The 565-nt window shown below is 52.2% G+C and carries 1 protein-coding gene; it reads left to right on the top strand.

What is annotated here, in order from left to right; genetic code table 11:
- Positions 1-132: 132 nt before the first annotated feature.
- The coding region (locus ACTHUM_RS18120) for an aminotransferase class III-fold pyridoxal phosphate-dependent enzyme (protein ID WP_440403699.1) at positions 133-565 on the top strand (433 nt) is incomplete at its 3' end.

Here is a 565-nt window from a genome sequence, read left to right as displayed (position 1 = left end):
GTGTTTGTTTTTAAAGAATAATTTTGATTTTGCTCCCGATTCTTATTTTGAAGCTTGGGCCGTCTGAAAAGGATTTGGTGTTAAAATGGCTCCGATTTGATTTTCAGACGACCTCTTACGAAAGAATTGACCATGAACCGTAATGAAAGCTTGTTCAACCGCGCCAAAGCCATTATTCCCGGCGGCGTAAACTCTCCTGTGCGCGCATTCGGCAGCGTCGGCGGCGTGCCGCGCTTTATCAAAAAGGCAGAAGGCGCGTATGTTTGGGATGAAAACGGCACGCGTTATACCGACTATGTCGGCTCTTGGGGCCCTGCGATTGTCGGCCATGCCCATCCTGAAGTCATTGAAGCCGTGCGCGAAGCAGCATTGGGCGGTTTGTCGTTTGGTGCGCCAACTGAAGGCGAAATTGTCATTGCCGAGGAAATCGCCAAAATCATGCCGTCCGTCGAGCAGCTGCGCCTTGTCAGCTCCGGTACGGAAGCAACGATGACCGCCATCCGTCTGGCACGCGGTTTTACCGGCCGCGACAAAATCATCAAGTTTGAAGGCTGCTACCACGGCC

This window comes from Neisseria sp. P0021.S006 (assembly GCF_051956895.1).
This window is presented reverse-complemented; position numbering and strand designations above follow the sequence as displayed.